This is a genomic window from Polynucleobacter sp. AP-Feld-500C-C5 (assembly GCF_018882265.1).
Lineage (GTDB): Bacteria > Pseudomonadota > Gammaproteobacteria > Burkholderiales > Burkholderiaceae > Polynucleobacter.
This window is the reverse complement of sequence record NZ_JACVOW010000023.1, coordinates 105,215-125,292: the sequence shown is the minus strand read 5'-3', so window position 1 is coordinate 125,292 and position 20,078 is coordinate 105,215. Positions and strand designations below refer to the sequence as shown.

24 protein-coding genes and 1 tRNA gene are annotated in these 20,078 nt (G+C 45.7%); 17 read left to right on the top strand and 8 right to left on the bottom strand.

Annotated elements, in window-relative coordinates:
* Positions 1-6 precede the first annotated feature (6 nt).
* The 9 genes from ICN21_RS08415 to rapZ all read left to right on the top strand — a co-directional run bounded on the left by ICN21_RS08415 (position 7) and on the right by rapZ (position 6,442).
* Positions 7-999 carry an SIS domain-containing protein gene (locus ICN21_RS08415; protein ID WP_216178089.1) on the top strand — a complete coding sequence of 331 codons (993 nt, stop codon included), beginning with the start codon at positions 7-9 and terminating at the stop codon, positions 997-999.
* A gap of 21 nt (positions 1,000-1,020) precedes the next feature.
* Positions 1,021-1,593: an HAD family hydrolase gene (locus tag ICN21_RS08410; RefSeq protein ID WP_216178088.1), complete on the top strand. Its 573-nt coding sequence runs from the start codon at positions 1,021-1,023 to the stop codon at positions 1,591-1,593.
* A gap of 3 nt (positions 1,594-1,596) precedes the next feature.
* The gene (gene lptC / locus ICN21_RS08405) at positions 1,597-2,238 is read left to right on the top strand and encodes an LPS export ABC transporter periplasmic protein LptC (RefSeq protein WP_216178087.1); all 642 of its coding nucleotides are present in this window, start codon (positions 1,597-1,599) and stop codon (positions 2,236-2,238) included.
* Between the two features lie 10 nt (positions 2,239-2,248).
* Positions 2,249-2,800 (top strand): LptA/OstA family protein, encoded by a 552-nt coding sequence (locus ICN21_RS08400; protein WP_255534272.1) that lies wholly within the window; start codon positions 2,249-2,251, stop codon positions 2,798-2,800.
* Entirely contained in the window at positions 2,797-3,564 is a 768-nt protein-coding gene (lptB, locus tag ICN21_RS08395) for an LPS export ABC transporter ATP-binding protein (RefSeq protein WP_215295900.1), read from the top strand. Before ICN21_RS08400 ends, lptB begins: the two co-directional genes overlap by 4 nt.
* A 182-nt stretch (positions 3,565-3,746) precedes the next feature.
* Entirely contained in the window at positions 3,747-4,070 is a 324-nt protein-coding gene (gene hpf / locus ICN21_RS08390; RefSeq protein WP_215295901.1) for a ribosome hibernation-promoting factor, HPF/YfiA family, read from the top strand.
* A gap of 33 nt (positions 4,071-4,103) precedes the next feature.
* Positions 4,104-4,565, top strand: a complete 462-nt coding sequence (locus ICN21_RS08385; protein WP_216178085.1) for a PTS sugar transporter subunit IIA — start codon at positions 4,104-4,106, stop codon at positions 4,563-4,565.
* Complete coding sequence (gene hprK / locus ICN21_RS08380) at positions 4,562-5,548, top strand: HPr(Ser) kinase/phosphatase (protein ID WP_216178084.1); 987 nt, start codon at positions 4,562-4,564, stop codon at positions 5,546-5,548. The genes ICN21_RS08385 and hprK overlap by 4 nt, the downstream gene beginning before the upstream one ends.
* A 3-nt stretch (positions 5,549-5,551) precedes the next feature.
* Positions 5,552-6,442, top strand: coding sequence for an RNase adapter RapZ (rapZ, locus tag ICN21_RS08375; protein ID WP_216178083.1), 891 nt, complete (start codon positions 5,552-5,554; stop codon positions 6,440-6,442).
* Here rapZ and mutY read toward each other — a convergent pair.
* Complete coding sequence (mutY, locus tag ICN21_RS08370) at positions 6,387-7,529, bottom strand: A/G-specific adenine glycosylase (RefSeq protein WP_216178082.1); 1,143 nt, start codon at positions 7,527-7,529, stop codon at positions 6,387-6,389. The genes rapZ and mutY overlap by 56 nt on opposite strands.
* Positions 7,514-8,350, bottom strand: coding sequence for a bifunctional DNA-formamidopyrimidine glycosylase/DNA-(apurinic or apyrimidinic site) lyase (gene mutM, locus ICN21_RS08365; protein ID WP_216178081.1), 837 nt, complete (start codon positions 8,348-8,350; stop codon positions 7,514-7,516). The genes mutY and mutM overlap by 16 nt, the downstream gene beginning before the upstream one ends.
* A gap of 35 nt (positions 8,351-8,385) precedes the next feature.
* Here mutM and ICN21_RS08360 point away from each other — a divergent pair, with 35 nt between their 5' ends.
* The 6 genes from ICN21_RS08360 (at position 8,386) to pth (ending at position 13,352) form a co-directional block, all read left to right on the top strand.
* Positions 8,386-9,873: an outer membrane lipoprotein LolB gene (locus tag ICN21_RS08360; protein WP_216178080.1), complete on the top strand. Its 1,488-nt coding sequence runs from the start codon at positions 8,386-8,388 to the stop codon at positions 9,871-9,873.
* Positions 9,866-10,750, top strand: coding sequence for a 4-(cytidine 5'-diphospho)-2-C-methyl-D-erythritol kinase (gene ispE / locus ICN21_RS08355; RefSeq protein WP_216178079.1), 885 nt, complete (start codon positions 9,866-9,868; stop codon positions 10,748-10,750). Before ICN21_RS08360 ends, ispE begins: the two co-directional genes overlap by 8 nt.
* 5 nt (positions 10,751-10,755) lie before the next feature.
* A tRNA-Gln gene (locus ICN21_RS08350) sits at positions 10,756-10,832 on the top strand.
* A 54-nt stretch (positions 10,833-10,886) separates the two neighbouring features.
* Positions 10,887-11,852, top strand: a complete 966-nt coding sequence (locus tag ICN21_RS08345; RefSeq protein ID WP_216178078.1) for a ribose-phosphate pyrophosphokinase — start codon at positions 10,887-10,889, stop codon at positions 11,850-11,852.
* 146 nt (positions 11,853-11,998) lie between these two features.
* Positions 11,999-12,649, top strand: a complete 651-nt coding sequence (locus ICN21_RS08340) for a 50S ribosomal protein L25/general stress protein Ctc (protein WP_216178077.1) — start codon at positions 11,999-12,001, stop codon at positions 12,647-12,649.
* 112 nt (positions 12,650-12,761) lie between these two features.
* A complete protein-coding gene (gene pth / locus ICN21_RS08335; RefSeq protein WP_216178076.1) occupies positions 12,762-13,352 on the top strand; it encodes an aminoacyl-tRNA hydrolase in 591 nt (196 codons plus the stop codon).
* 9 nt (positions 13,353-13,361) lie between these two features.
* Here the strand turns inward: pth and ICN21_RS08330 are convergent, their stop codons facing one another.
* Genes ICN21_RS08330 through ICN21_RS08310 form a run of 5 tightly spaced genes read right to left on the bottom strand, consistent with a single transcriptional unit; the run spans position 13,362 to position 17,487 of the window.
* Entirely contained in the window at positions 13,362-13,628 is a 267-nt protein-coding gene (locus ICN21_RS08330; RefSeq protein WP_216127017.1) for a YfhL family 4Fe-4S dicluster ferredoxin, read from the bottom strand.
* A 16-nt stretch (positions 13,629-13,644) separates the two neighbouring features.
* Positions 13,645-14,142 (bottom strand): pantetheine-phosphate adenylyltransferase, encoded by a 498-nt coding sequence (gene coaD / locus ICN21_RS08325; RefSeq protein ID WP_215295913.1) that lies wholly within the window; start codon positions 14,140-14,142, stop codon positions 13,645-13,647.
* 36 nt (positions 14,143-14,178) lie between these two features.
* On the bottom strand, positions 14,179-14,775 hold the full coding sequence (gene rsmD, locus ICN21_RS08320) for a 16S rRNA (guanine(966)-N(2))-methyltransferase RsmD (protein WP_216178075.1): 597 nt from the start codon (positions 14,773-14,775) through the stop codon (positions 14,179-14,181).
* Between the two features lie 10 nt (positions 14,776-14,785).
* On the bottom strand, positions 14,786-16,123 hold the full coding sequence (locus tag ICN21_RS08315; RefSeq protein WP_216178074.1) for a pitrilysin family protein: 1,338 nt from the start codon (positions 16,121-16,123) through the stop codon (positions 14,786-14,788).
* Positions 16,123-17,487 (bottom strand): pitrilysin family protein, encoded by a 1,365-nt coding sequence (locus ICN21_RS08310; RefSeq protein ID WP_216178073.1) that lies wholly within the window; start codon positions 17,485-17,487, stop codon positions 16,123-16,125. The genes ICN21_RS08315 and ICN21_RS08310 overlap by 1 nt, the downstream gene beginning before the upstream one ends.
* A 63-nt stretch (positions 17,488-17,550) precedes the next feature.
* Here ICN21_RS08310 and ftsY point away from each other — a divergent pair, with 63 nt between their 5' ends.
* The gene (gene ftsY / locus ICN21_RS08305; protein ID WP_216178072.1) at positions 17,551-18,441 is read left to right on the top strand and encodes a signal recognition particle-docking protein FtsY; all 891 of its coding nucleotides are present in this window, start codon (positions 17,551-17,553) and stop codon (positions 18,439-18,441) included.
* Positions 18,442-18,533: 92 nt separating this feature from the next.
* Positions 18,534-19,463, top strand: a complete 930-nt coding sequence (rpoH, locus tag ICN21_RS08300; protein WP_216178071.1) for an RNA polymerase sigma factor RpoH — start codon at positions 18,534-18,536, stop codon at positions 19,461-19,463.
* A gap of 23 nt (positions 19,464-19,486) precedes the next feature.
* On the opposite strand, the gene ICN21_RS08295 is transcribed toward rpoH, so the two are convergent.
* Positions 19,487-20,077 carry an SCO family protein gene (locus tag ICN21_RS08295; protein ID WP_216178070.1) on the bottom strand — a complete coding sequence of 197 codons (591 nt, stop codon included), beginning with the start codon at positions 20,075-20,077 and terminating at the stop codon, positions 19,487-19,489.
* Position 20,078: the final 1 nt, after the last annotated feature.

Here is a 20,078-nt window from a genome sequence, read left to right as displayed (position 1 = left end):
TACTCGATGATAGCTAAGACTCGTGAACGTACCCTAAAGCTTGCACGCGATACCCTCACTATTGAGGCTGCTGCGCTGCAAACCATGCGCGATCGCCTAGAAGGCATCAACGCCGATGCACTCGTATATGCCGTGGAATTACTGCATGACTGCAAAGGGAGAATTGTGGTTTCTGGCATTGGTAAATCGGGGCATATTGCTCGCAAAATTGCTGCTACCTTTGCCTCGACAGGCTCACCTGCTTTTTTTGTGCACCCAGCCGAGGCTAGTCACGGTGATTTAGGTATGGTTACTAGAGACGATGTTTTTGTTGCTCTCTCGAACTCTGGAGAGACCGAAGAATTATTAACTATCGTACCGATCGTGAAACGTACTGGTGCAAAACTGATTGCTTTGACTGGCGCACCAAATTCTTCGCTTGCCCAATTAGCAGACTCCCATTTAGATACCAGTGTTGAAAAAGAGGCGTGCCCACTGAATCTTGCCCCCACAACTAGCACTACGGCTGCATTAGCTATGGGCGATGCATTAGCAGTTGCTTTATTAGACGCCCGTGGATTTCAGGCAGAAGATTTTCAGCGCTCCCATCCTGGTGGTCGCTTGGGCCGCAAACAATTAATGCATGTCAGTGAAGTAATGCGTAGCTTTGATGAGACGCCAAAAATTTCTATCCATGCTTCACTGCAAGATGCCCTACTAGAAATGACTGCTAAGCGCATGGGGATGGTAGTGACATTGGATGACAAGCAAAAAGTGTTTGGCATTTTGACAGACGGTGATTTACGCAGACTGCTAGAGAAAAACACGAATCTTAGTGGCATCACTTTACAAAATGCCACTACTGCCAGCCCTCGCACCATCCCACCAGAACTGTTGGCTGAAGAAGCCATTGAAATGATGGAAAAACATCGCATCAATCATTTAGTTGTTACCGATCAAGATGGCTGCCTACTAGGCGCCCTCAATCTACATGATCTCTTTGCAGCCAAAGTAATTTAATACCGTCGTTGATTGAGACTTATGCCCAACGCTTTTACTACACACAACACCAACCCTCTGTCACAGTATCCACAAGCCTGGGAGCGCGCTGGCAAAGTGAAGCTGCTAGTTTTAGATGTTGATGGGGTCCTCACCAACGGACAGGTATGGATTGGCGCTGATGGTAAAGAATCTTTAAAGGCATTTGATATTCAAGATGGGTTAGGGATCAAACTTTTAGAGCAATGTGGTATTCCGACAGCCATCATCACGGGTAGAAACTCCAAAATGGTCTTAGCGCGCTGTGATGAATTAGACATCAAACAGGTTCATATGGGTGTTGAAAATAAAGCGTTAGCTTTAGAAGAAGTTCTAAAAACACTTGGACTGAAAGCCAGTGACTGCGCTGTCATGGGCGATGACTGGCCAGATCTAGCCATGATGAAAAACGCTGGACTACGAATTGCTCCTGCGCAAGCGCATGAAGCCGTGAAAGAATTTGCACATTATGTCACTACGTATGCGGGTGGCAATAGCGCAGTTAGAGAAGTGTGTGATCTGATTCTCAAAGCACAAAGCCGCTACGAGGAATTGCTCAATCAGGCTCGTCAATAAGCAATGCAATTGAATTCTCAACGGATCAAACTCAACATTGGGCGTACATTGCTGGGCCTCATGCCTTTACTATTGATGAGTGCCTTAACCCTCATGACTTTTTGGTTGGTTAAAAAAAATACTCCTCCAGAAAGCTCAATGCTTGAACGCATTCGCCTGCATGAGCCTGACTACATTATTAAAAACGGCACTCTTTCCGCTTTAAACGAACAAGGCAATACCAAGTACAGAATTTTGGGCAATAAAGTGACTCACTATGATGACGATGCCTCCATTGATATTGATGCTCCACGGATGCGCCTCTTTCAGCCAGATAAAGCTCCTGTGACTGTCAAATCGAATACCGGTCATCTAGATGGTGACCTAACAATCTTGGAGCTCTTTGATAATGCTTCTATCTTTAGACCCCAACAAGCAGCTACTGCCACAGAGCCTGCAAGCTTACGGATGCTGGCCTCGTCTAGTTATTTCAAGGTCTTGATTAACAACGATATCGTTAAAACTGATCGGCCAATCACATTAGAGCAAGGCATGTCGATCATGAACTCGACAGAAGGTGGAACATTCGACAACATTCAACAAAGCATGACACTTTCCGGTCAAGTTAAAGGTCGAATCGAACGCGCTCCTCGGGGTGCACAATAAAATGTTTAACATGTATCGTCTACTTCATATTGGATTCACCCTCTCCTTACTGGTGCTGAGCCCTATTGCTAACGCCGAGAAAGCCGATCAAGACAAGCCCATCATTCTTGAGGCTGAAAAAGTTTCAGTAAATGATGTACAGCAGGTGTATGACTTAAAAGGTCAAGTTTTATTGATTAAAGGCAGCATTATCGTTACAGGCGAAGATGGTCATATTCAAGTTGATCCTGAAGGCTATGAATTAGTTGACGTCAAAGGATCCGCCGACACTACTGCAAGTTTCAGGCAGCGCAGAGAAGGTCCTGCCGATGAATTTATACAAGGACGCGGGATCCAAGTTACCTACAATGCCAAGACTGAGATTCTGACTATCACAGGAGACGCCAGTCTTAAGCGCTCTCTGAATATGCAGATGCTAGATCAACTGCAGGGCTGGAAAATTGAGTACGATGATATTAAAGAGCGCTATCGTGTAACACCTCCCGCGAATGCAAAAGCGGAGGACTTGCCTTTAGCTAGAGCAATCCTTTCACCAAGACGAAAAGCCACATTAGAGAAATGACAACGGATTTAGCTCAAAACCATCCCAAAGCAACACTCATCGCTAGCAATCTTCAAAAACGTTATGGCTCTCGAACAGTAGTACGAGATGTTTCGATTGAAGTGGAATGTGGTGAAGTAGTTGGACTATTGGGTCCAAACGGTGCGGGTAAAACGACATCGTTTTACATGATTGTTGGGCTGGTTCCACTGGACGCCGGTCAAATTATTTTAGATGGGGTCAATATCACCCATCTTCCTATTCATGAGCGAGCGCGTATGGGGCTCTCTTACCTTCCTCAAGAGGCTTCTGTTTTTAGAAAGCTCAACGTTGCTGAGAATATACAAGCAGTCCTAGAGCTCCAAGTCCAAGGTGGAAAACCCTTAAGCAAAGGCGAAATTGCGGATCGTCTAGATGAATTATTAGGCGAACTACAAATTGGCCACCTCCGCAATAATCCAGCCCTGTCATTGTCTGGAGGAGAGCGTCGCCGTGTTGAAATCGCGAGAGCATTAGCGTCCCAACCAAAATTTATCTTGCTCGATGAACCATTTGCAGGAGTTGACCCTATTGCCGTAGGGGAAATTCAGCGGATTGTTAGATTCTTACGAGACCGTCAGATTGGCGTGTTGATTACCGACCATAACGTTCGAGAAACCTTGGGTATCTGCGACCACGCCTACATCATTAGCGAAGGAAGCGTTCTAGCAGAAGGCAAGCCCGATCAAATTATTCAAAATGATGCAGTCCGCAGAGTCTACTTGGGTGAAAACTTCCGGATGTAAGCCGGACAAGGCATCTGTCCGTATAAGTAATAAAAAGTACTTTCCCCTCTTGGTTTTCGGCAAATTCGCTGATACGCTGGAGGTTCATGGTTCACTTTCCAAAAAAAACAGCTCAAAAAGACAGGGGCTTGCTGCGCACCCCCGGTATTGCTATGCGCACGCGTTGATATAAGGAGTTGCTCATGAATTTAAAAATTAATAGCCGTCATGTAGAAGTTACCCCTGCTATGCGCACGCATCTTGAGGCTGGGTTAGCTAAAATTCGCAAGCACTTCGATCACGTCATTGATGCATCTGCCTTTTTAGTGATTGATAACGCCAAAGAAAAAGATCTTCGTCAAAGTGCCGAGATCACGATTCACCTTAAAGGCAAAGAACTGTTCGCTGAAGCACATAATGCCGATCTCTATCACGCTATGGATGCAGTGGTCGATAAGCTTGAGCGCCAGGTTGTGAAACACAAAGAAAAGATTCAAGATCATCATCACGAAAAGCATTTTGAGTAAGCGTGAGCGTGAGGACACCTATAATCATCTGTAATGAATGTGCTGACTAATCTTTTTAACCCTGACTGCATTGCATTAGATAACCCCGCCAAAAACAGGGCTGATGCTTTTGCAGCTGCTGGGGAGTTGTTTGCCAAGCAAGTTGGTATTGATGCAAGCTCAGTAGTAGAGTTTCTCAATGCCCGAGAAAACTTAGGCTCAACAGCCCTCGGGGCTGGTGTTGCGATTCCTCACGGTCGTGTAAAAGGCCTAAAGCAACCCACTGCAGCCTTCATGAAGTTGAAAGACCCGATCGAATTTGCAGCACCTGATGGTGATCTTGTGTCGATCCTCATTTTTTTGTTGGTTCCAGAAAAGGCAACCCAACAACATTTAGAAATTCTCTCCTCTATCGCACAACTGCTATCAGATTCAGAGGCAAGAGAAAAATTGATTTCTGCTACCGACCCCACATCAGTCTGTGAACTATTGCAGCAATGGGGAAATACAAAATGACCCAGCCATTACTCCTCGATCGAGTAACTGCGCAACAAATCTTTGATGACAATGTTTCTGATCTGAAGCTCTCCTGGATTAGCGGCCTTGAAGGTGCTGATCGTACCTTTCCACCTGAGGCAGTCAAAGCTGCTGCAGCCAGCTCAGACTTGGTGGGTCACTTAAATCTGATTCACCCAAGTCGCATCCAAATTTTTGGTGTACAAGAAGTTGACTATCACGCAGCGCTTGAGCCCGAACAAAAACAAGAGCAAATTGCTAACCTAATTTCTAAAACTCCGCCTTGTGTGATTGTGGCTGATGGCAAGTCCGCAGATCCAGATCTACAACTATTCTGCCAACGCTCATCCACCCCGCTGTTTACCACGAGTATTTCAGCCGCAGAAGTCATTGACCATTTGCGCACCTATCTCACCAAAATTGGCGCTCCGCAAATTACGATGCACGGGGTGTTTATGGACATCTTAGGCTTGGGCGTTTTATTAACGGGTGAATCTGGCTTAGGCAAAAGTGAGTTAGGTTTGGAATTGATTTCTCGCGGGCATGGTTTAGTTGCTGATGATGCGGTAGATTTTGCACGCTTAGGACCCGACTATATCGAAGGTCGTTGCCCCGTAATTCTTCGTAATCTTCTTGAGGTGCGCGGACTTGGCCTCTTGGACATTCGTACGATTTTTGGTGAAACAGCCGTTCGTCGAAAATTAAAACTGCGCCTTATTGTGCAATTGGTTCGGCGAACCGATGGTGAATTTGAAAGATTGCCACTGGAAGCTCAACATATCGATGTTTTGGGAATTCCGATTCGAACGGTAAAAATTCAAGTGGCTGCTGGACGCAACTTAGCGGTACTGGTAGAGGCTGCAGTCCGGAATACAATTTTGCAATTACGCGGTATTGATACCCTCAAAGAATTTATAGAGCGTCAACGAGCCCAAATGAATACCGAGGCAGATGCGATTAAATCCCAAGGGCGCTTGCTTTAAGTCATGCAAATTAATCTGATTACCGGAATCTCAGGCTCAGGTAAATCAGTAGCCCTGAGGGCCTTTGAAGATGCTGGCTATGATTGCGTCGATAACCTTCCCGTCTCGCTCCTAGAAAACCTTATCAGCACTCTTGAAAGCGAAAAGTGCGAGCGCGTAGCAGTAGCTATTGATGCACGTCGTGGCCAATCGATTGCAGAGCTTCCTTTCATTCTTGAAAATCTGAAGCGTACGCACCAAGTACGCATCTTATTCTTAAATGCAGATACCAATACCTTGGTACAGCGCTTTTCAGAAACTCGCCGACGACATCCCTTATCAACGAATGCCAAGCAATCCCAATCAGCGACATTGATAGAAGCGATTAATAAAGAACGGAGCTTGCTTGAACCCCTGCGCACGCAAGCTCATAGCATTGATACTAGTAACCTACCATCTCACGCCCTACGCTCTTGGATTCAGGACCTACTGAAAGATAAGCCCGTTGGTTTGACAGTCATTTTTGAATCTTTTGGATTTAAAAAAGGCGTGCCTAGCGAAGCAGATCTCGTCTTTGATGTTCGTTGCTTGCCCAACCCCCATTACGACAAAATTTTAAGGCCCTTAACAGGGAACGATAAACCCGTAAAAGAATTTTTAGAAAAAATTCCAGAAGTCATCAGCATGGAAAGTGACATTACACAATTTATTGAGAAATGGTTGCCGCACTACATTGCAGACGGACGCAGTTACTTAACGGTTGCAATTGGTTGTACTGGTGGTCAGCATCGCTCGGTCTATCTTGTGAATCGAATTAGCGAACACTTCCGCACCCAAAGAGAATTGATTGATCTACAGCTTAATTTTTTAGACCGTCACCGCGAGCTAGACTCAATCCCTGCAGCAAAATCTTAATCGGCTGCGGTAGGCCATAGCGCCCTAATTGGCTCAGGGGTACCCACTTCAAATTTGCACTTTCAGGCTCTACGCTTTTTAAAGCATTCACATCCCAAATCTGCATCCACAAACGTCGATGGGTAAAGACATGCTTAATTTGAGGACCTACTTGGACCGCCTTACAGGCCTTTAGCCATACAGCTGCCTTTTCTTCAGGTAAAGCCGCTTCCAAGAAGCTCTTGAGGCTGGGTGCTACTTTTCGAGGAGTGGATTTCGCCACCCAGATAGATTCTGGTAAAGACCATAATCCACCCCAAATTGCCTTGCTTGGGCGCTTTTGCAGCAGAATCGCATTGCCATGCCTAACTAAGAGCATGTCGCAGTCAAACTCGGGTGACTTTGCTTTTACTACCTTTTTCGGCAAGGCCAATACTTGATTGCTTAAATTTGCTTGGCAGTATTTTTCAAATGGGCATTTTTTTTCACCACTAAGACAAACTGGTTTACGAGCAGTACACCAAGTAGCGCCAAAGTCCATCAATGCTTGGGTATACACCGGCATATCCTGAGGCTTGCTTGGTAAGATCTGATTAGCTAGCCCCCATAAATGGTCATTCACAGCCTTGTCTTGTAGCGTGCCTTCTACAGCAAATAAGCGCGCCAGAATTCTTTTGACATTCGCATCTAGAATTGGCGCTCTTACATGGAAAGCAAAAGCAGCGATTGCGCCTGCGGTTGACCGACCAATCCCCTTGAGTTGCTCGAGTAAAACTGGATCGCTCGGAAATTGTCCAGCAAATTGTTGCATCACTTGCTGGGCACATGCATGTAAATTTCGAGCGCGAGAGTAATAACCCAAGCCAGCCCACTCAGCAAGCACTTCATCGATATGAGCAGCTGCTAATTTTTTAACCGTTGGAAAGCGCTTCATAAAGCGAGGGAAGCGCTCTAGAACAGTAGCTACCTGAGTTTGTTGCAGCATGATTTCTGAAACCCAGACTGCATAAGGGTCTCGATTGCCTTGCCAAGGCAGACCTGAGCGGCCACTGCGTGCATGCCAAGCAATCAACTTTTCAGAAAAAGTAGTGATTAGCGCTTTTGACATGTAGGGCAAAAATAAGTGGAGCGCTGTCCCTGCACAATTTGCTTGATGGGTGTTTTACAAACTTTACAGGGTTCATCTTTACGATCATAGACTTTGGTTTGCACCATAAAATGTCCTGGATCTCCATCACTGTTCACAAAATCTTTCAAGCTACTGCCGCCAGCAGCAATGGCTTTTTTCAAAATCAATCTCACTGCTTCAGCTAGACGAACACATTTAGGGCGCGTGAGTTTTCCAGCAGCCTTAGCAGGATGAATGCCTGCCTCAAACAAACTCTCGGAGCAATAAATATTGCCAACACCAACGACCGCTTGGCCAGCCAGCAGAAATTGCTTAACAGCGACGGTGCGCTTGCGTGATGCCCGATACAAAATTTCAGCACCAAGCTCTCCAGCAAATTCTGTTGAAAAAGGCTCTACTCCCAACTTTTGCAATAGAACATTTTTCTCTATCGGACCTTTAGTTCTTGGATGCCACAACACTGCACCAAATTTTCTGGGGTCATGCAAACGTAAACTCAACTTCCCAAACTCTACAGTCACGCGATCATGCAACTTCAAAGGATCAGTACTGGGCAATACCCGCAAGGTGCCTGTCATTCCCAAATGAATCAATAGATGCCCTATATCCAGCTCAATTAAGAGGTACTTTCCGCGCCTTTCAATGGTGTGCACTTTTTGACCAGGCAAAATCTTAGTCAGGGTGCTGGGGACAGGCCAACGTAAACGCCCATCAAGGATTTTGACGGCACTAATCACGCGCCCCTGAAGGTGAGGGGCAATTCCCAAGCGGGTGACTTCAACTTCTGGAAGTTCTGGCATAAATCAATTGTAGATTCGCAGATTAGAATGTGCTTATGAGCAAATTGTTACTTAAATCCTATTTGAAGGGTTTATTACTCTTCTCCATCGCTTACGCAAGCGCCCTGCCTGGTCAGGCATCTGCACAAACCGACGATATCCAAACGGGGCAGGCAGTTTTTGAAGTCTTAGCTTCAGAAATTGCCCTGCAAAGAGGCGAAGCGGGCCTAGCCTACAACACCTATATGGAAATGGCACGTCAATTCAAGGATCCTCGCTTGGCCCAAAGGGCGATGGAAATTGGGATTGCAGGTGGCTCGCCTGAATTAGCTTTAAATGCTGCTAAAACTTGGGATAGTTTGTCTCCAGCTTCCCAAACCAAACCCAAAGAAGTTTTGATTACGTTGCTGGTTTTAAATAATCGCTGGTCAGATGCCGTCAAACCTGCCATCGCGTTATTGCGCCAACAAACTCCAGCGCAGCAAGAAAATACACTACTGCAACTGCAAGCTTTGCTCAGTAAAGCCAAAGATGAGTCAGATGCTCTACGGGCTTTCTATGAAATTACGTCTACTGCAAAACCGACCTCCAAGGATCCAGCGTTGCTTTATACCTATGCCATGTCAGCAGAAAAAGTAGGTCGCTTAGATGTGATGGAAAAAACCTTGCGGGAAATTTTGCGCAAGAATCCAAATGATGCGAATTCTTTAAATGCTTTGGGCTATTCTTTTGCCGACCGCAACATCAAACTACCCGAAGCATTTGCACTCATCACTAAAGCGCACCAACTCTCCCCTAAGGACAGCTTCATCTTAGATAGCTTAGGCTGGGTCAACTTCCGTCTTGGAAAAAATGAATTGGCTCTAGAGCAACTTCAACAAGCCTTCAGAATGAAACCGGAAGCTGATATTGCGGCACATACTGGTGAGGTATTGTGGGCAATGGATCGCCGCACTGAAGCAGAAGAGATGTGGCAACAGGCTCAAAAATTAGACGCTAATAATCCCACACTTAAAGAAACGCTCAAGCGCTTAAAACCAGATTGGTCAACCACTGATCAAGCCTCTGCAGGCTCTTGGGACGGCCGCTTTGCCGTTAAAGTTACAGGGCTTACTGATGCTCATAATCAAGGTGGATCAGGTGGCTTTACGCTCACTCAAGAACAACTCAAAGACGTTTTAGAGATACGCAATCCTGTTGGCGGATCTATCGCAAAAATTACCATCATGCCAGGCGAAGCGACTCTTGAACGTGATGGACAAGTAGTCACAGCAATTGATGCAGATACCCTCGTTCAAAACACTTTGGGACTTCCATTACCAGCAAGAGGTTTATCAAACTGGCTCAGAGGCGAAGTAAGGCCCGGTAGCGAAGCAAGCATAGAAAGAAATGCCAAAGGGCAAGTGAGCAAAATTAACCAGGATGGCTGGGACTTAATTTATACCTGGAGCAATAAGAACCGTCTTGAGAAATTAAGTATGACTCGCAGCTCGAATATTGGATCGATTGATATTCGCCTAGTCTTTGATAGCCCGAATGAGTGAAATCAGTCATCATTCCTTAACGCTACGCTCACCAGCCAAGCTGAATTTATTTCTTCACATTGTTGGTCGAAGAGCAGATGGTTATCACTTACTGCAATCCGTCTTTCAGTTAATTGATTGGTGTGACACGATCCACTTAAAACTGATCCCCCAAAATGAGATTCTTCGTATCGATCCCATTTCGGGAGTAGAACCCGAAAATGATTTAGTGGTCAGAGCTGCCAAACTATTAAAAGACTTTTGCCAGATTGAATCTGGGGTTGAGATTGGCCTGCAAAAAGAAATCCCCATGGGGGCTGGAATGGGTGGCGGATCTTCCGATGCTGCCACCACCTTAATTGGTTTAAATACCCTCTGGAATCTCAAGTTAAACCAAAAGACACTTTGCGAACTTGGTCTTCAGCTCGGGGCAGATGTACCATTTTTCATTTTTGGCAAAAATGCATTTGTTGAAGGTATTGGCGAACAAATTCAAGAAATTGACCTGGAAACTCGTGATTTTTTAGTGATCTTCCCCAATCAAGGGATTCCTACTATCAGCATTTTTCAGGACCCTGAATTGACCCGAAATCATGGTCAGATTACAATAGATGGCTTTCTTGCATCGCCATGGTCCGATCTTTCAAATGATTGTCAGGCAGTAGCGATGCGGATTTGTCCTGAAGTGAAGCAAGCTTTGGATTGGATTAGTCAGGCAGTACCGGGCTCTGAGCCCCGTATGTCAGGCTCTGGAAGTAGCGTGTTTACAGTCTTAGACTCTAAGACGAATGTCGCAAAACTGGAAAATCTTCTACAAAATCTTCCTAAAGGGTGGATAGGTCGGGTTGTTCGGGGGCTAAATAAAAATCCCGCTTACAATTTGATTTCTTCAGATTGATCCGAAGGGGAATCGCCAAGCTGGTTAAGGCACTGGATTTTGATTCCAGCATGCGAAGGTTCGAATCCTTCTTCCCCTGCCAATTACTGTAGAAATGACAAAGAAAACCTTTTGACCCCTCAAAATCCTTAAGACTATGTCCTCCACAAACACAGATTTATTGACTTTATTTACAGGCAACGCAAATCCGGTTTTGGCTGAGGCTGTAGCCAAAGAGCTCAATTTGCCGATGGGCAAAGCCTTTGTAGGTCGTTTCTCGGACGGCGAGATTCAAGTAGAAATTCAAGAAAACGTTCGCGGCAAAAATGTCGTGGTCATTCAATCAACCTGTGCACCAACCAATGACAGCTTGATGGAACTGATGATCATGATTGATGCCTTGAAGCGAGCCTCCGCAAGCCGCATCACTGCGGTGATTCCGTACTTCGGTTACGCCCGCCAAGACCGTCGTCCACGCTCCGCCCGCGTTGCAATCTCTGCCCGCATCGTGGCAAATATGCTGCAATCGGTCGCTGGTATTGAGCGTGTTCTGACCATGGACCTCCATGCTGACCAAATTCAGGGCTTTTTTGATATCCCGGTAGATAATATTTATGCCTCACCCGTTCTCTTGGCCGATCTGGAAGCGCAAAAGACAAAAAAAGATCTGATTATTGTTTCCCCAGATATCGGCGGTGTAGTGCGCGCCCGTGCCATGGCAAAACAATTAGGTATAGACTTGGCGATTATTGATAAACGTCGCCCTAAAGCCAATGTATCGGAAGTAATGCACCTCATTGGCGAAGTAGAAGGTCGCCATTGCGTGATCATGGATGACATCATTGATACCGGCGGAACCCTTTGCAAGGCCGCTGAAGCGCTTAAAGAGCGTGGTGCAAAGGGTGTTACCGCTTACTGTACTCACGCTGTTCTATCAGGCGGTGCAGTGGCTCGAATTGCCGCCTCCGAATTGGATGAACTGGTTGTTACCGACACCATCCCATTGACTGCAGAAGCGTCCAAAGTGGGCAAAATCCGTCAATTGACCGTAGCGCCATTGCTAGCAGAGACCCTTTCTCGTATTAGCAAGGGCGATTCAGTCATGTCCATGTTTGCCGAATAAGCAAAAAATCCTGTTTTACCCCGTTTTTTGCGGGTTCTTAGGCGTTTTTTGAGCATTTGTAGGCAAAAATCCCCATTCACACGATATAATCGAAGGCTTTTCTGTTTGGTCGCGAACGGAAATTAACCTTAATAGGGAAATTGAATATGAAAGTTGTAGCCTTTGAAAGAAGCGTACAGGGAACGGGTGCGAGCCGCCGTCTGCGCAATTCCGGTAAGACTCCGGGAATCGTTTACGGTAGTAAAGATCCAGCCTTGGTCATTGAGTTAGACCATAACGCGTTGTTCCATGCTCTCCGCAAGGAAGCATTCCACTCATCCATTTTGGATTTGGAAATTAGTGGCAAAACACAAAAAGTGTTGTTACGCGATTACCAAATGCATCCATTTAAGCCATTGGTTTTGCACATTGACTTCCAGCGCGTTTCTGCGACTGAGAAAGTTCACATGCGCATTCCATTGCACTTCACTAATGCTGACACATCGGCTGCTGTGAAATTGCAAGGTGCTGTTATTAGTCACATCCTCAATGACATCGAAATTTCTTGCTTACCAGCAGACTTACCAGAGTTCATTGAAGTGGACTTGAGCAAAATTGAAGTGGGTCATTCTGTTCATGCGAAAGACCTGACATTGCCAAAAGGCGTTACTTTGGTATTGCATGTTGAGCAAGAAAACCCAGTGCTTGCAAATGCACGTATTCCAGCTGTTAAAGCCGCTGAGACTGAAGAAGCTGCACCTGCAGCCGCTGCAGCTCCAGCAGCTGCGCCTGCTGCTGATGCAAAGGATAAGGCTTAATTCATTAAGTCATTTGTTTGCGAAAGAAGCCCGCGCAAGCGGGCTTTCTTTTTATCTCCTTGCTCTATTTGCTCTTTTTGTAGAAATCCACTTATATCTTTACACTCTCACCATGACGAAATTAATTGTTGGCCTGGGGAATCCTGGAGATGAACATGAAGAAGATCGGCACAATGCTGGCTTCTGGTTTGTCGACGTCTTGGCAAAACAATTGAACGCTCGCTTTGAATCAGAAAAACGTTTTCATGGAAAAGTAGCTAAAGCGAAATGGGAAGGTGAAGATCTCTTTTTACTTAAGCCTGGCACCTATATGAACCTGAGTGGCCAAGCCGTTGGAGCTCTTTGTCGCTTTCACAAAATTACACCTGCAGATATTTTGGTAGTGCAAGACGAACTTGATCTCAAACCGGGAACAGCACGCATCAAGCTTGGTGGTGGCACTGGTGGACACAATGGTCTCAAAGATATTCAAGCACACCTAGGCACGCCAGACTACTGGCGTCTGCGTCTAGGGATCGGGCACCCAAGGGATGTGGCTGGTGAGGGTCGTCCGATGGAGGTTGCTGACTATGTTTTACGTAGACCGCAATTAGCAGAACAAAAACTCATCAACACTAGCATTGAAAATGGTTTACAAATTTTGCCGCTATTTTTAAAAGGCGATACACAAACTGCCATGATGGAACTGCACTCTAAGGGCTAAGCTGCTTAGTTAAACTGAATTCGCCTTTTTGGCGGCAGTTAATAGCTTGAACTTCACCATTAACTGCTCCTGGGTTTCAGTATGTGCGGGGTTAAAGGGGATGCAGTCTACTGGACATACCTGACGGCACTGGGGCGCATCATAGTGACCCACACACTCAGTACATTTACTGGGGTCTATCTCATAAATCTCTAGCCCCATATAGATTGCATCGTTGGGGCATTCTGGCTCACACACATCACAATTGATGCATTCGTCGGTAATCATTAAAGCCATTTTTTACTCGATGGCTTTACTTAGAATTTTGATTGGCAGCCGCAATCTTTTGAACAAGCCACTTTTCCACAGACGGGAAAACGAACTTACTGACATCGCCACCCATAGAAGCAATCTCACGCACAAAGGTACCAGAGATAAATTGATACTGATCAGATGGGGTTAAAAACAGGGTTTCTACATCAGGTAGTAAATAACGATTCATCCCTGCCATCTGAAACTCATACTCAAAGTCAGATACCGCACGCAAGCCACGCACGATAACGCGTGCATTGTGCTCGCGCGCAAAATCTTTTAGCAAACCTTGAAAGCCAACCACCTTCACATTGGAGTAATGCCCAAGCACTTCCTTAGCAATATCAATCCGCTCATCCAAAGTGAAAAAGGGATGCTTGCTACGACTTGAGGCAACACCAACAATCAACTTATCAAAAATACTAGATGCTCGACGAACCAAATCCTCATGACCACGCGTAAATGGGTCAAATGTTCCAGGGTAGACAGCAACAGTCATAACTCTCCTAAGGCTTTAACGGCTATAGGCAAGAGTTTAGCCCCTTACACTCCGAAATAGACAGGCTTTTACCTGCCCAGCCTCTAAGTATTTTCCACAATGCCAGCTTGGCAGTAGGGCTTCTATCTCTTCACGAGGACGATTTGAGGGAAATTCCACATAAATTCCGCCCCCGATGGAGTCATCACAAATTCTGCCAGCTTCGATGACAGCACGGTCAAGTAATGTCCCATCCTGAAAAGGAGGATCAATAAAAATCAGATTCGTTGAGCGGTCAGGCTGTTGACTTAAGAACTCCACACTGTCTCGCTGCAAAATTTCTACCACTGCAGATACTGGCGAGGATTGCAACAGCGCAAAATTAGATACTAAGTTCGCATGGGTCTTTTTATCTTTTTCGAGAAGCACCACCAAATCTGCACCCCGTGAGGCTGCCTCAAAACCAAGAGCGCCTGTTCCTGCAAATAAGTCCAAAGAAGTGAGGCCTGTCAAATCTTGACCAAGCCAATTGAATAGAGTTTCTCGAATGCGATCTGTAGTAGGTCGCAAACCTGGTAAATCTAAGACGGTTAACTGGCGACTTCTCCATATGCCACCGATAATGCGCACCTTCTTTGGCGGCTCAGCCTTCATCGGCTTTGACTTATTTATTTTGAGCCCCCAAGACTGCTATCTTCATTCGATCCATCGCCAGATATTTTTGGAATGCAGCAGTCACCTGCTCCAAACTAACAGCCTCAATTTGTTTAGTCCAGACCTCCATCATATCAAGTGGCAAATCATTCCATGCGATAGAGGAGACGTTATCCAAGAGTTTGCGATTGTTATCAATACGTAATGGATAACCATTGATCAAATTGGCTTTTGCTGCAGCAAGTTCACTGACGGTCGGACCATCCATAATAAATTTTGCAATAGTGTCACTCATCACCCCAAGCGCCATAGAGCCCTGATCGCTCTTGGTCTGTAGGCCGGCCTGAAAAATACCGCTAGCTTTGCCTGGAGCGAAATAACTAAAGACACTATAGGCAAGGCCACGCTTCTCACGAACCTCGTTCATCAAACGGGACACAAATCCACCGCCACCCAAAATGTAATTTCCTACAAGTAAGGGGAAATAATCAGGATTATTCCTCGCTACTGCCGTCATACCCATCGCAATATGAGCTTGCTGAGAATCAAATGGAATCTGTACCTCTCGCTGAGCTAAAGGCTCTACGGGTGAACGTTGAAGTTCAGGTAGAGGCGCAATTACTGGTCCTGATTGCGGAATTCTTTTTAATAACATTTGTACGACTTCATTTGCCTGAGTCGAATCTACGTCACCCACAATGCTGACGATCATCCGATCGCCACGATAAAACTGTTTATGAAACTGCTGTAAGTCTGTAGCAGTAATCGTACCAACCGATTTTACTGAGGGAGTATCGGCCAAAGGATAAGCTCCGTAGAGCATTTTTTTGAAACGGCGCTCTAAAACATACTCTGGTTTAGTTTCTGCTTCAAGCAAGCTGGTGATAGTTCTTTGCTTTTCCCGCGCAAGAATATTGGCATCATAGGTGGGCGAACTCAACATAGAGGCTGCCAATTGCACAGCCCGATCACGCAAATCTTTTCTACTTAAAGTCCGGATACGCAAAATGGCGCGCTCGCCACTAACTGATAAACCAATATTTGCACCCAAATCAGCAATCTCATCCGCAATTTGGGCCTCATTTAACAAGCCCCTATCGCCACGTACCCCATAATTCATCAGGCCTGCGGTCATGTCGGCTAAGCCACTTTTGCCAGCAGGATCATAACGATCGCCGGCATCTATGCTGACCTCAATATCAACCATCGGCAATGCTTTGGTTTGTACTAGAAAAGCTTTGGCACCTTTATAAGCATCCAGTTTTTCAATTGGTAATATGGCATTTGCACTAGCGATGAAACCAAAAGCTAAAAAATAGGATGAAACGATTTTCGTGAGGGCTCTCATTATTTGCCCTCCTTACCAACGGTCTTGCGTGCCTGTGGATCGAGTACGGCAATCGTCAAGCCTTCATCGACCAAGTATTTTTTGGCAACCGCTTGGACTTGCTCCGGAGTAATGGTTTGCATTTTCTCCAGCATATAGTCAATATCCTTCCAAGAAAATCCAGCCATTTCAGTACTGCCAATTTCCATCGCTTGACCAAAAATAGAATCGCGCTTATAAATTTGTTCTGAAAGAATGCGCACCTTAATGCGCTTGAGTTCAGACTCCAAAATCCCTTTTTGCTTGATCTCATCCAACGCTTTGCGAATGCTTGCTTGTGCCTGTGAAACCGTTTTTCCTTTAGCCATGGTTGCACTAATCAGAAATAACTCGGGCCCACGAGAGACCATGTCATAAGCAACACCTACATCGTTCACGACCTTTTCTTGCTTTACTAACATGCGATTCAAGCGTGCATTGTCATAACCATCCAGCACTGCGGTTAACAACTCAAGTGCATATGGCTCAGGATTATCCAGCTTGCCAGACTCAAGACGTGGTGCTTTCCAAGCCATCGCCAATTGCGCGCTATCTGCCGGTGCCTTCACTTGAACTTGCTTCACTCCTTTTTGCGGTGGCTCGACTTGTGGCTTACGCACTGGTAGCTCTTGTGCGGGAACGGCGCCATAATATTTTTCTACCAATACCAAGACTTTCTTGGCATCAACATCACCAGTAATGACTACAGTTACATTGTTTGGCTTATACCAATTGCGGTACCAATCCCTTGCATCAGAAGCTGTCATATTCTGTAAATCATTCATCCAGCCAACTACAGGATGACGATATGGTGAGCTCATATAAGCGGTTGCCATGAGCGATTCATTGAGAAGGCTACTAGGATTATCTTCAGTGCGTAAACGCCGCTCCTCCATCACCACCTGAATTTCTTTTAAGAACTCAGCGTCATCAAAATTTAAGTTGGACATTCGATCTGCTTCTAGCTTAATCGCTTCATCCAACTTTGATTTTTCAACTTGCTGAAAGTAAGCGGTGTAATCGCGAGAAGTAAATGCATTTTCACGCCCACCAACCGCTGCTACTAAACGTGAAAACTCACCTGCTTTCACCTTGTCAGTTCCCTTAAACATCATGTGCTCAAGGACATGCGCCACGCCAGTTCGACCATTGATCTCATCCATCGAACCTGCGCGATACCAAACCATATGGGCCACAGTTGGGGCACGATGGTCTTCCCTCACTATGAGCTTCAGTCCATTACTTAACTGAAATTCGTGTGTATCCGCCTGATCTTTGCCTGTAGCCCAAGACAATGGCGTAAACAGTAAAAATAGGAAAAAAATTCGGAGTAAATTAGAACGCATCTGCTGAATCACCATATCCCAAGAATTAAATTGATAAGATGCAAGGATTAAATTGTATCGATTATGTTCGGCTTACGTAAAACCCTCGGATCCCTATTCAAATCTAGCAAGACTGACGAAGCTTGGTTTGATGCCCTAGAAGAATCACTGATTCAAAGTGATGTGGGGCTGCCGACGACTGAGCAATTGATCGGCAAACTACGCAAAGCAGCAAAGTCTGAACAAGCCTCCAGTCCAGAAGAACTTCAGGCACTACTCATTCAAGAGGTTGGAGACCTATTGCAGGTTTTAGAAGCATCACCGAACCCTTTATTTTCAAGCCAGCAAGACACTGTTCCAGAAGTTTGGTTGGTCGTTGGCGTTAATGGCGCAGGTAAAACTACCACTATTGGCAAACTTTGCAGGCGCTTTCAGTCTCAAGGTAAATCAGTACTCTTGGCTGCAGGTGACACTTTTAGAGCAGCAGCGCGCAATCAACTACAGGAATGGGGTGGTCGCAACCAAGTCGATGTCATTACTCAAGAGGGGGGTGATGCAGCAGCAGTTGCACATGATGCAATCCACTCGGCGATCTCTCGTAAAAGCGACATTCTGATAATTGATACTGCAGGACGCCTTGCCACCCAAGACCACCTCATGGAAGAGTTAAAAAAGGTGAAGAGGGTGATCGGCAAAGCCCTTCCTGGGGCCCCTCACCATACTCTCTTGGTTTTAGATGGCAATACTGGTCAGAATGGCTTAAGCCAAGTGAAGGCATTTCATGCTGCCCTGGAGCTCACTGGAATCATTGTTACCAAGCTCGATGGCACCGCTAAAGGCGGCGTTATCTGCGCCCTTGCCCACACCCTCAAAGATAGCCCCGCACCAGCAGTCTTGGCGCTTGGTAAAGGAGAGGGTATTGAAGATTTAGTCCCATTTACTGCCGGGCAATATTCTTCAGAATTATTCAATTAATTCAATAACTTACAGAATATACAAAGCATTAGCACTCTCTTGACAAGAGTGCTAAAATAGACCTCTATTAACTCTTTTCTATTGATAAAAAAATGGTTCAAAAGAAATCTGACAAACCGAATATTCAAAGGCTGCCTGTAGCGCAGGCTGCAGCGGCGTCTGCATTTCCTATGCTGCCATCCCTTGGGGTTGGCACTCTTGACTCATACATTGCGTACGTGAATCGCGTGCCGATGCTGAGCGCTGCAGAAGAGCTGCATCTAGCGCAGGAGTTTCGTCGTACTGAAAATGTAGAAGCCGCTAAAACTTTGGTGCTCTCCCATTTGCGTCTCGTCGTTTCTGTTGCACGCCAATATCTTGGTTATGGCATTCCGCATGCTGATCTCATTCAAGAAGGCAACATCGGCTTGATGAAAGCAGTGAAACGTTACGACCCAAACAATGGCGCCCGTTTAGTGTCTTACGCAATCCATTGGATCAAAGCAGAAATTCATGAGTACATTCTCAAGAATTGGCGTTTGGTTAAGATGGCAACGACCAAAGCACAACGCAAATTATTTTTTAACTTACGCAGCAACAAACCCACCTTGAGCGCACTCACTCCTGGTGAGGTTGATGCATTAGCAAAAGCCCTCGATGTGAAAGGCTCGGACGTTAAAGAAATGGAAATGCGTCTTGCTGGTGGCGATGTTGCCCTTGAGGGCGATGACAGTGATGAAGAAGCTGCCTATGCACCAATACAATGGCTTGCTGATAACAGTCAGGAGCCCACTGAACGTATTGCTCATGCAGAAGCCGATGCATTACAAGGTCCTAAATTAGATCAAGCCTTGATGGCTTTGGACGAGCGTAGTCGTAATATTGTGCAGTCACGTTGGTTAGCCATGGATGCTGACGGTAATGGCACTAAGACTTTGCATGACCTTGCTGCAGAATATGGCATCTCTGCAGAACGCGTGCGTCAAATTGAAACAGCCGCCCTCAAAAAGATGCGTGGCATGTTGCAAGCTGAAGCAGCTTAAGCAAGCTTAGCAACTTCAAAAACTTACTTTAGAAGTTCTTTCAAGTCATGTGCCAAGGTCTCCGGACCTTGCGCATGCTTGATATACAAACGTAAGCGACCTTCGGGATCAAATGCATAACTACCCGCCGTGTGGTCGATGGTGTATGAACCTGCGCTAGTTCCTGGCACTTTCTTGTAATAAATTTTGAAGTCTTTGGTAACCTTTTCTAACGCGACTTCATCTGCTGGGCGTAAGCCAAGAAAACGGGCATCAAACGAGGGAACGTATTGCTTCAGAATGGTCGCCGTATCACGCTCAGGATCAACCGTTACAAATAACACCTGCACCTTATCTGACTGCGGCCCCAATAAGGTCATGACCTGCTGCATTTCAGTCAAAGTAGTTGGGCAAACATCAGGGCACTGAGTGTAGCCGAAGAACATCACAACAACTTTACCTTTAAAGTCATTGAGCGTTCTAAGCTTGCCATCAGGGTCCAGCAAACTAAAGTCCTTACCAAACGCTGTGCCACCAGTGATATCAATATTTTTGAACTCTGGCTTTGGACTACAGGCTGCCAAAATCATCAGCAATGAAGCAATAAAGCAACTGCGCAAAATGGTGAGCTTCATC

What these genes read in the sequence shown, in the direction of transcription:
- lptC (WP_216178087.1), top strand. Translation starts at nt 1,597, where the DNA reads ATGCAATTGAATTCTCAACGGATCAAACTCAACATTGGGCGTACATTG.
- mutY (WP_216178082.1), bottom strand. Translation starts at nt 7,529, where the DNA reads ATGTCAAAAGCGCTAATCACTACTTTTTCTGAAAAGTTGATTGCTTGG.
- ICN21_RS08415 (WP_216178089.1), top strand. Translation starts at nt 7, where the DNA reads ATGATAGCTAAGACTCGTGAACGTACCCTAAAGCTTGCACGCGATACC.
- ICN21_RS08400 (WP_255534272.1), top strand. Translation starts at nt 2,249, where the DNA reads ATGTATCGTCTACTTCATATTGGATTCACCCTCTCCTTACTGGTGCTG.
- ICN21_RS08345 (WP_216178078.1), top strand. Translation starts at nt 10,887, where the DNA reads ATGTCCTCCACAAACACAGATTTATTGACTTTATTTACAGGCAACGCA.
- ispE (WP_216178079.1), top strand. Translation starts at nt 9,866, where the DNA reads ATGAGTGAAATCAGTCATCATTCCTTAACGCTACGCTCACCAGCCAAG.
- ICN21_RS08330 (WP_216127017.1), bottom strand. Translation starts at nt 13,628, where the DNA reads ATGGCTTTAATGATTACCGACGAATGCATCAATTGTGATGTGTGTGAG.
- coaD (WP_215295913.1), bottom strand. Translation starts at nt 14,142, where the DNA reads ATGACTGTTGCTGTCTACCCTGGAACATTTGACCCATTTACGCGTGGT.
- rsmD (WP_216178075.1), bottom strand. Translation starts at nt 14,775, where the DNA reads ATGAAGGCTGAGCCGCCAAAGAAGGTGCGCATTATCGGTGGCATATGG.
- ICN21_RS08360 (WP_216178080.1), top strand. Translation starts at nt 8,386, where the DNA reads ATGAGCAAATTGTTACTTAAATCCTATTTGAAGGGTTTATTACTCTTC.
- mutM (WP_216178081.1), bottom strand. Translation starts at nt 8,350, where the DNA reads ATGCCAGAACTTCCAGAAGTTGAAGTCACCCGCTTGGGAATTGCCCCT.
- ICN21_RS08295 (WP_216178070.1), bottom strand. Translation starts at nt 20,077, where the DNA reads ATGAAGCTCACCATTTTGCGCAGTTGCTTTATTGCTTCATTGCTGATG.
- hpf (WP_215295901.1), top strand. Translation starts at nt 3,747, where the DNA reads ATGAATTTAAAAATTAATAGCCGTCATGTAGAAGTTACCCCTGCTATG.
- ICN21_RS08385 (WP_216178085.1), top strand. Translation starts at nt 4,104, where the DNA reads ATGAATGTGCTGACTAATCTTTTTAACCCTGACTGCATTGCATTAGAT.
- hprK (WP_216178084.1), top strand. Translation starts at nt 4,562, where the DNA reads ATGACCCAGCCATTACTCCTCGATCGAGTAACTGCGCAACAAATCTTT.
- ICN21_RS08340 (WP_216178077.1), top strand. Translation starts at nt 11,999, where the DNA reads ATGAAAGTTGTAGCCTTTGAAAGAAGCGTACAGGGAACGGGTGCGAGC.
- rpoH (WP_216178071.1), top strand. Translation starts at nt 18,534, where the DNA reads ATGGTTCAAAAGAAATCTGACAAACCGAATATTCAAAGGCTGCCTGTA.
- pth (WP_216178076.1), top strand. Translation starts at nt 12,762, where the DNA reads ATGACGAAATTAATTGTTGGCCTGGGGAATCCTGGAGATGAACATGAA.
- ICN21_RS08410 (WP_216178088.1), top strand. Translation starts at nt 1,021, where the DNA reads ATGCCCAACGCTTTTACTACACACAACACCAACCCTCTGTCACAGTAT.
- ICN21_RS08310 (WP_216178073.1), bottom strand. Translation starts at nt 17,487, where the DNA reads ATGCGTTCTAATTTACTCCGAATTTTTTTCCTATTTTTACTGTTTACG.
- rapZ (WP_216178083.1), top strand. Translation starts at nt 5,552, where the DNA reads ATGCAAATTAATCTGATTACCGGAATCTCAGGCTCAGGTAAATCAGTA.
- ICN21_RS08315 (WP_216178074.1), bottom strand. Translation starts at nt 16,123, where the DNA reads ATGAGAGCCCTCACGAAAATCGTTTCATCCTATTTTTTAGCTTTTGGT.
- ftsY (WP_216178072.1), top strand. Translation starts at nt 17,551, where the DNA reads ATGTTCGGCTTACGTAAAACCCTCGGATCCCTATTCAAATCTAGCAAG.
- lptB (WP_215295900.1), top strand. Translation starts at nt 2,797, where the DNA reads ATGACAACGGATTTAGCTCAAAACCATCCCAAAGCAACACTCATCGCT.